A 7,776-nucleotide genomic window follows, 5' to 3' on the forward strand; every position below is an offset into this window, starting at 1 on the left:
CCACCCCGAAAGTAACCTTATATGGTTTACTTGACGACAACATCATCCATTGGAAGTTCTTTAACTTTGCCCACTTCAAACAACTGCACATGAACCGTGCGGCTTCCGGCATTCAAACCTACTACTTTGCCGTCACCCAGTGAGGTTACGACGATTTTGCCTACTGCCGGCATTTCTTCCTTCGTGCTCTCATAATTATCATGCTCAAACTTCAGGCAGCACATCAGCCGTCCGCATAGGCCCGAAATCTTCGTCGGGTTGAGCGAGAGATTCTGATCCTTCGCCATTTTAATGGATACGGGTTCAAAATCGCCCAGCCAGGAGGAGCAGCATAGCACCCGTCCGCAAGGACCAAGCCCGCCCAGCATCTTGGCTTCATCACGTACACCAATCTGCCGCAATTCAATCCGGGTCCGGAAAATACTCGCCAGATCCTTAACCAGCTCACGGAAATCCACGCGGCCCTCAGCCGTGAAATAAAAAATAATCTTATTGCGGTCAAACGTAAACTCCACATCCACAAGCTTCATTTTGAGACCATGATCGCGGATTTTATTTAAACAGGTGGTAAAAGCATCCTTTGCAGCACCCTTATTCTCTTCAACCACGCGTGCGTCGGTTTCACCGGCAATGCGCATGACCTTCTTGAGCGGCAATACAACGTCAGCTTCCTGCACCTCTTTTTTGCCAACGACAACTCTACCGTATTCGACCCCTCTTGCTGTTTCAACAATTACGCATTGATCGCGTTCAATCGGAAAATCAAGTGGATCAAAATAATATATTTTACCCGCTTTTTTGAAGCGGACCCCTACTACGCTGTACAAAAATTAACCCCCTTGTTTGCCGGTAAAAGGAACCCTTAAGCAAGCCTGCTTTCCTGATGATCCATGCTTGTCCTTCCTCATCCGTTAAACCCGTACTTCCAGGTGCTAAAGATTCTAGCCGGAGGATCTATCATAAATAATCCGGACCCGTTAGCTTTCCAGCCGGATTAAAAATTGCTCCAGACACAACTGGGCATTGGCATTGGAACGGAGCTTACGCTTGCTCTCCGCCGCGAATTCCATGTAACCCACCCATTGTTCCGTACTCCTCTGACGGGCATGTCTGGAAATAAAGTCTAACTGATCTATGAAAACGATACTTTCGTGCTTTCGGTACAGGAAGTAAAGCATATCTTTGAACCATAAGTGGAACATGCTGAAAAGAATATCCAAATGTTCACCCAGCCCGGTCTTGAACAATTTGGCCCCTGCAGTTGCTACTGCGGAGCTGCTTTTGCCCATAGACTCCTTCGCTAATTGTAACACTAGATTTCTCATTTCTGCAAACCAATTCTGTGCCAAAAGTTCCCTGCATCCGTCAAGTCCTGCCGTAAGTGAAACAGCACACCGGGCCAGAGGCACCGGAACCCCTTCACCGGACAGTGCCTGAAGCATAATATCCGGATGAAGCGGGCTGAACGGGATGCGCTGGGTTCGCGACTGGATTGTCGGAAGCAGGGAACTGCTATTATCAGAGATCAGTATCCCCACTGCAGGAGCCGGAGGCTCCTCCAGAAATTTCAGCAGACTGTTGGCGGCCTGCACCGTCATTTTGTCCGCTCCTTCTATAATATAAACCTTCGGATTGGTTCCTTCCGAACGGTACGAGAACACACGCTGAAGCTCACGGATCTGGTCGATCTTAATACTAGCGCCGTCAGGCCGCAGCATTGTCAAATCAGGATGATTGCCGTGCATGACCTTGCGGCATTCCAGACACTCACCGCAGGCATCATCCTTGCGCTCAGTGCAGAATATGGCCTGGGCAAAGGTTACTGCCATCTTAACCTGGCCGCTTCCTGCCGGGCCTGTAAACAGATAAGCGTGACTTACAGCATCCTTGCGCAAGGCATTTTGCAGCAGGCGTTTGGCATCCTCCTGGCCTAATAGTTCATGAAAAGACATAGGTTCCTCCAAGTTTATCAGAAAGAAAGGTTGATGAGCAGCCCGCGGATTTCCCCGACCCTGCCCAGAAGATCAATACGGCCCTGTTCGCTGTCCAGCAGATCATCTGCCATATTGAGCAGCGCCGCATCAATCTCATCCAGCAGCTTATAGCGTTTACCGCGGCCCCGGCGGTCCCAGCCCTTGGTATCCTTCAGAATGACACCGCGCCGTGCGGTTTCCTCCAGAAACCGCTTGATCATGTTCCGGTAAATCGCCAGCTCCCGTACAGTCATCGATTTAGCCAGCCGGTTGCCCTGCTGCTGAATATCTTTAATCTGACGGTTCAGCTCATCTATCGTTTTTTGCTCGCTTTGCTGCTGAAAGACATCCGTGAAGTTTTTTTGCTGCACAGGCCGCCGTTCAGCATCTGTCGTTGACATTTCACTTTTTAAGGGCCTGTAGCCCGGATTAATCTTCAAAGGTATCTACATCCCTTATGGTTTATTACCGTAGTATGCTCAGTAATGCTCGAAACGATCGACCGGAAGAACGAATACTGTAGCCCCGCCTACCTGAACCTCCACAGGAAGAGGCAGATAAGAGTCTGTTGTTCCACTCATTGGTGTTACAGGAGTAACCAATTGCTCGCGTACTTTGCAGCTGTTGCGAATTACATTCAGTACAGCCTCAACCTGGATATCATCTACCCCTATCAGGAAAGTAGTGTTGCCCGCCCGCAGAAATCCGCCTGTACTTGCCAGCTTCGTTGCCCGGAAATTGGCCTTCACCAGTTCACTGGATAGCCGGTTGCTGTCTTTATCCTGAATAATTGCAATGATCAAATTCATCTTCGGTTCGCCTCCTGCAAGTTATGATTACAGTGCTCCGGTAGCAGCTGAAGCTGCAGTTAACCGGGAACCTCTGTTTATTAATTATACCTCTATTGTTTATTTGACAAAACCTCTTAGAAATCCTTTAATATTCTGTCCTTCAGCACACGTACAATATCCTGCTCAACCATATGGACCGGACGGCCCGCGTCGATAACAACAATCCGCTGCGGATCAGTATCATTTACAAGCTGATAACCTGCTCTGACCTTCTGATGGAAATCCAGGCTCTCCAGATCCAGGCGGTCCATATCCCCGTTTCGGTTAGCCGCAATCCGTGACAAGCCTACTTCCGGGTCTATATCGAGATAAAAGGTCAGGTCCGGCATTCTCCCCCCGGTAGCAAACTGGTTAATCTCCCTGACCTTCTCAATTCCGAGTCCTCTTGCATATCCCTGGTAAACCAGACTGCTGTCTACAAAACGGTCACAGAGTACTGTCAGCCCTTCCTGTAATGCCGGTTCGACAACCTCAGCCAGATGCTGACTTCTTGCTGCCGCATAGAGCAGCGCTTCCGTGCGTGCATCCATTACTGTATGTGCCGGGTCGAGAATAATGGAGCGGATCTTCTCGGCGATTTCAATCCCGCCCGGTTCACGGGTAATCAGGTAGGGCATGGAATGATTCTGCAGATAAGCAGCTACTCTGCCAAGTACGGTTGTTTTACCGGAGCCGTCGCCCCCCTCCAGTGTAATGAAGAAACCTTCTCGCTTCACTTATACTTCTCCGCCCTTCTGAATGTTGTATACCTGAATTTGCTGTAAGGCGGAATCGGCACAGGCCTGGAACTTAGCTCCGCCTTCGCGGAGACTGGCCAGCCTGCCGCATATGGACTCTGTTATAAGCTCTCCAGGGTAGAGCAATGGAATTCCCGGCGGGTAAGGAATGACCATCTCCGCCGCCACTCTGCCTGCGCTGTCCTCAAGCGCTATACTGACGGTCTCCCCGGCAGCCACCGGCCTCGTAGAAAAAGGAACCGGTGACGATATCAGCGGTAAGCTGAAATTGTTCCACGTGGAATTATTGCCGGGTGAGGGACATAACGAGTGCCCGCTGTTATTATATGATGCAGCCGGGGCGATGGTTTCGACCCCCTGCGAAGCTGCGGGGCTGGCCGGCTGCGCTGCGATGTCCTGCAGCACTTCAAGCAGCACCGCTGTCTCCTCTGCCTTCGAGCCGAGGCTGAAGGCCAGCACCACGTGCCGGTCATCGCTCATCTCCGGCACGATCCCTTTCTCTTCGAGCCTGCGCTGCAGCTCGAAGCCCCCCAGGACCCCGGCAGCGTCATAAATGACGGCCTTAAAGGGGTCCTGGGCCGTGTACGCCGCCCCGCTGGCTGGCGGCACGGGCTCTCCGGCGGCTGCGCCAGCACCGCCGGGGGGCTGCTGCTGCGCCGCAGGCTGCAGCAGCCCGAAGCGCGGCAGCGCAGCCAGGCCGCGCCGCAGGACGTCCACGGCGGCGAGTCCCGCCGTGAAGGCCGTGTCCGGCTGGCTGTGCACCAGCCGCCGGGCCAGATCGAGCGAAGCCATCACGGGGTAGGATGGGCTGGAGCTCTGCACCATGGCCAGGCGCTGCTTCAGCAGCGCGCGGTCGAGCCATGGCCCTTGCACATGCAGCATGGCGCCCATGGTCAGCGCCGCCAGCATCTTATGCGTGGACTGCACTACGCCGTCCGCGCCTGCTGCAAGCGCCCCGGCGGGCAATGCCGGGTGCAGCCCGTAATGCGCCCCATGCGCCTCGTCAACCAGCAGCGGAACGCCGCTGGCGTGGCAGGCCTGTGCGAGGGGCGCAAGGTCACTGCCCATGCCGTAGTAATTCGGCATGGTGATAAATACCCCCGCAGCCTCGGGGTAAGCTGCTAACGCAGCACGTACCGCCTCTGCCGCCGGAGCAACGGCAAGCCCGCTGGCCGGATCAATCTGCGGCTCCAGAAAAACAGCCCGCGCCCCGGCCAGCATCAGTCCGTGAATAACAGATTTATGGACATTCCGCTGTAAAATAAGCAGCCTCCCCGGTTCCGGACAAACCGTAAGAATCAGTGCAAGATTGCCCGCTGTACTGCCGCCAACCAGAAAGAAGCTCTCCTCTGCCCCGAAACAATCGGCGGCCAGCTCCTGTGCTTCCTGAATTACCCCTTCAGGATGATGCAGATCATCGGTTCCGGTAATTTCCGTCACGTCGTAGCGCATAACTTCGCTTAAGTAACCTGCTGCTTGTCCGGAATTCAGATAAGCTTCACCATTCTTGTGACCCGGGACATGATAAGGTATATTACCCTTGAGTCTATATTGTTCCAGCATTTCATATACGGGAGCCCTGCCAGGCTGTAGTTTATTCATGGGTTCTTCCTTCCCTGGGGGTTACCCTCTATTTTAACGCAAATATATGCACAACGCCTATTATTCTGCGCATAGTCTTCCTACAACAACAAAACGGCTCCTCTCACCGGTTCAGGCGGAGATGCCGTTAAAGGGTACTCTTTATTTGCAGACATCGCAGGTACGAATTGGCCACCCGCTCTTTATACTTAGGTTCAAGCATTTTTCTGGAGATTGATCTTCTTCATCCGGCCGATAAAAAAACGGTATTTAGCATCTTCAGCCTCTGTCCGCACCATTTCGCTCTCACAATCCTCACAAATAAAATGCGAGACAATTACAATGCCTTCTTCTTTTTCCTGCCCGCAGATGATGCAGGGCTGCCCGGTTTGCTGTTCCATCATTATCCCACCTTGACTCTTTTAAGAACAGTATGCTACACCTTCTATCATTTTAAACCTTTTCATAGTTTTTTCCTATCCTTCATAGCTTGAAATATATATATTCGCCCGCCGCCCGTCCGGTGAATCTGCTTCCCGCATTTAATAAAATCGACCTGCAGGCCGATATTAATAAGAAGAGAACTTGTGAGGAGGTCTTATGTTTCTTTATGGAATCAAACACCAAAGGCGCGGCTACATTCTATCAATATAAGCTTATCAAAAAAATTAATATTTCCGCATCCCTGCTGCGGGTCTATATTGTACTTCCGCTCGTATTCCTTGTGCTGGAAACGGTCTTTCTCTCCTGGATGAGTATTCTGTTCATGATCATTGCCGGGCCGGTGATGCTGTGGATTCAATATGTCATTTCACGTTCTGTCCTGGTTATAACCGGGCACCCGATCGCTAAACGGTGGAAAATGTCCCTCCGCCTGCCCTGGCCGGGATATATGCCTGACCAATATATTAATTACAGCCTCTTCCGTAAAGTGCAGATGCATAATCTCTGGATTGGTCTCTGCATTACTGCATTGTTTATCGTCTGGGCCCCGCCTGCCTTCACTGTATCACTTGCCGTATGCCACCTGTGGCTGCTTCTGCCAAGACTTTATACCTTGCTGCGGCTGCGCAGTGAACAAAAGGATGGGATGCTGAAATTCAGCCCCGCCGATGCCTCCTACTACGCACAGTAAATGCAATAATCTCATACATAGAGGCTGCCCGGATTGTCTGCAACCGCAAAAAAACGCCGTTTGAATAACAACGGCGTTTTTTTTTATTTCGACTTACTCTTCAGGCCTTTAGTCGTGACTTTCTTTTCCTTGGGGATCATTACGATGAAATAGCCGTCGTGCACCGTTAAGTGTACAATAAGTCCTTCCTTCTCAAAAACGCGGGAGCTTCCGGAGTTCTCACTGTCCTGCTCTATCCAGCCCCAATCCTTAATTACATCCAGATAAGGCTCTGGTATCCCCTTCTTCTCTTTCATCCAAGGCAAGGAGTACCGCACATAATCCATCGCCACATTGGTCGTTGTCCTGTCGGGAGAACTGGCCTCCTTCGGAACAGGGAAACTTTTCTCGTTGAGCGCACCGTCAAAGGTGTCCCATGCGGGCTCTTGTGCCCCGCAGCCTGCCAGCATTGCTCCAACTATACAAAGAATAACGAATATCCAAAAAGGTTGGGCTCGCTTCATACCTTAAATCCTCCTTACCTCTACCATGCATCTAAAGACGCAAGAAAATTCAAAGTTAGAATTTATGTGTAGTTCATTCGTATTAAGGCCTCTGCTTAATATTTGCACTTTACTATTATACTTGGAACTATCGACTCGTCGGTAACAAAAATGTCACTCAATTGTAAGCGTTTTTATACAAGTTTCTCCGTTTTATTTAGCCTTGATCTTGAAAAATGAATACAAAAAAGCCATTGTCGATTACTCAACAATGGCTTCATGTGCTTGGCGGCGTCCTACTCTCCCAGGACCCTTCGGTCCAAGTACCATCGGCGCTGGAGGGCTTAACGGTCGTGTTCGGGATGGGTACGCGTGGAACCCCTCCGCTATCGCCACCAAACATGATTTTTGCGCTGCGTTGACTCCTGCGAAATCACTCCCGCAAAATATCAATCCTCAGAAAGGACATGCAGCTTAAAATCGTTCAGGTCTTAATCACCTGAAAACTGAATCCGAAACGAATCTGCGTTGTAGATCTTTGGATAAGCCCTCGACCGATTAGTATTGGTCAGCTCCATGCATTGCTGCACTTCCACCTCCAACCTATCTACCTCGTCGTCTTCAAGGGGTCTTACGTATTGGGAAATCTCATCTTGAGGGGGGCTTCACGCTTAGATGCTTTCAGCGCTTATCCCGTCCGTACGTAGCTACTCAGCCATGCTCCTGGCGGAACAACTGATGCACCAGCGGTACGTCCATCCCGGTCCTCTCGTACTAAGGACAGCTCCTCTCAAATTTCCTGCGCCCACGACAGATAGGGACCGAACTGTCTCACGACGTTCTGAACCCAGCTCGCGTACCGCTTTAATGGGCGAACAGCCCAACCCTTGGGACCTACTTCAGCCCCAGGATGCGATGAGCCGACATCGAGGTGCCAAACCTCCCCGTCGATGTGGACTCTTGGGGGAGATAAGCCTGTTATCCCCAGGGTAGCTTTTATCCGTTGAGCGATGGCCC

General features: G+C 51.3%; 9 protein-coding genes and 2 rRNA genes (1 of these 11 running past the window's edge). 1 reads left to right on the top strand and 10 read right to left on the bottom strand.

Annotation, left to right across the window (positions count from 1 at the left end; all coding sequences use genetic code 11):
* Positions 1-26: 26 nt before the first annotated feature.
* From LOS79_RS24985 to LOS79_RS25015, 7 genes are all read right to left on the bottom strand, one after another.
* A complete protein-coding gene (locus tag LOS79_RS24985; protein WP_315413172.1) occupies positions 27-827 on the bottom strand; it encodes a PSP1 domain-containing protein in 801 nt (266 codons plus the stop codon).
* A gap of 150 nt (positions 828-977) precedes the next feature.
* Complete coding sequence (holB, locus tag LOS79_RS24990; protein ID WP_315413174.1) at positions 978-1,952, bottom strand: DNA polymerase III subunit delta'; 975 nt, start codon at positions 1,950-1,952, stop codon at positions 978-980.
* Positions 1,953-1,969: 17 nt separating this feature from the next.
* Positions 1,970-2,413: a YaaR family protein gene (locus tag LOS79_RS24995; RefSeq protein WP_315413176.1), complete on the bottom strand. Its 444-nt coding sequence runs from the start codon at positions 2,411-2,413 to the stop codon at positions 1,970-1,972.
* Between the two features lie 39 nt (positions 2,414-2,452).
* A complete protein-coding gene (locus tag LOS79_RS25000; RefSeq protein ID WP_315413177.1) occupies positions 2,453-2,782 on the bottom strand; it encodes a cyclic di-AMP receptor DarA in 330 nt (109 codons plus the stop codon).
* A 116-nt stretch (positions 2,783-2,898) separates the two neighbouring features.
* Positions 2,899-3,540, bottom strand: a complete 642-nt coding sequence (gene tmk / locus LOS79_RS25005) for a dTMP kinase (protein WP_315413178.1) — start codon at positions 3,538-3,540, stop codon at positions 2,899-2,901.
* A complete protein-coding gene (locus LOS79_RS25010; RefSeq protein WP_315413179.1) occupies positions 3,541-5,163 on the bottom strand; it encodes an aminotransferase class I/II-fold pyridoxal phosphate-dependent enzyme in 1,623 nt (540 codons plus the stop codon).
* A 194-nt stretch (positions 5,164-5,357) separates the two neighbouring features.
* Positions 5,358-5,546: a sigma factor G inhibitor Gin gene (locus LOS79_RS25015; protein WP_397386690.1), complete on the bottom strand. Its 189-nt coding sequence runs from the start codon at positions 5,544-5,546 to the stop codon at positions 5,358-5,360.
* Positions 5,547-5,752: 206 nt separating this feature from the next.
* Between LOS79_RS25015 and LOS79_RS25020 the strand changes: the two genes are divergently transcribed.
* Positions 5,753-6,277: a hypothetical protein gene (locus LOS79_RS25020; RefSeq protein WP_315413180.1), complete on the top strand. Its 525-nt coding sequence runs from the start codon at positions 5,753-5,755 to the stop codon at positions 6,275-6,277.
* An 83-nt stretch (positions 6,278-6,360) separates the two neighbouring features.
* On the opposite strand, the gene LOS79_RS25025 is transcribed toward LOS79_RS25020, so the two are convergent.
* From LOS79_RS25025 to LOS79_RS25035, 3 genes are all read right to left on the bottom strand, one after another.
* Positions 6,361-6,780, bottom strand: coding sequence for a hypothetical protein (locus LOS79_RS25025; protein WP_315413182.1), 420 nt, complete (start codon positions 6,778-6,780; stop codon positions 6,361-6,363).
* 262 nt (positions 6,781-7,042) lie between these two features.
* Positions 7,043-7,159 (bottom strand): 5S ribosomal RNA (gene rrf, locus LOS79_RS25030).
* Between the two features lie 138 nt (positions 7,160-7,297).
* Positions 7,298-7,776 (bottom strand): 23S ribosomal RNA (locus LOS79_RS25035); it runs 2,448 nt beyond the window's last position.

This window comes from Paenibacillus sp. MMS20-IR301 (assembly GCF_032302195.1).
Taxonomy (GTDB): domain Bacteria; phylum Bacillota; class Bacilli; order Paenibacillales; family Paenibacillaceae; genus Paenibacillus_AQ.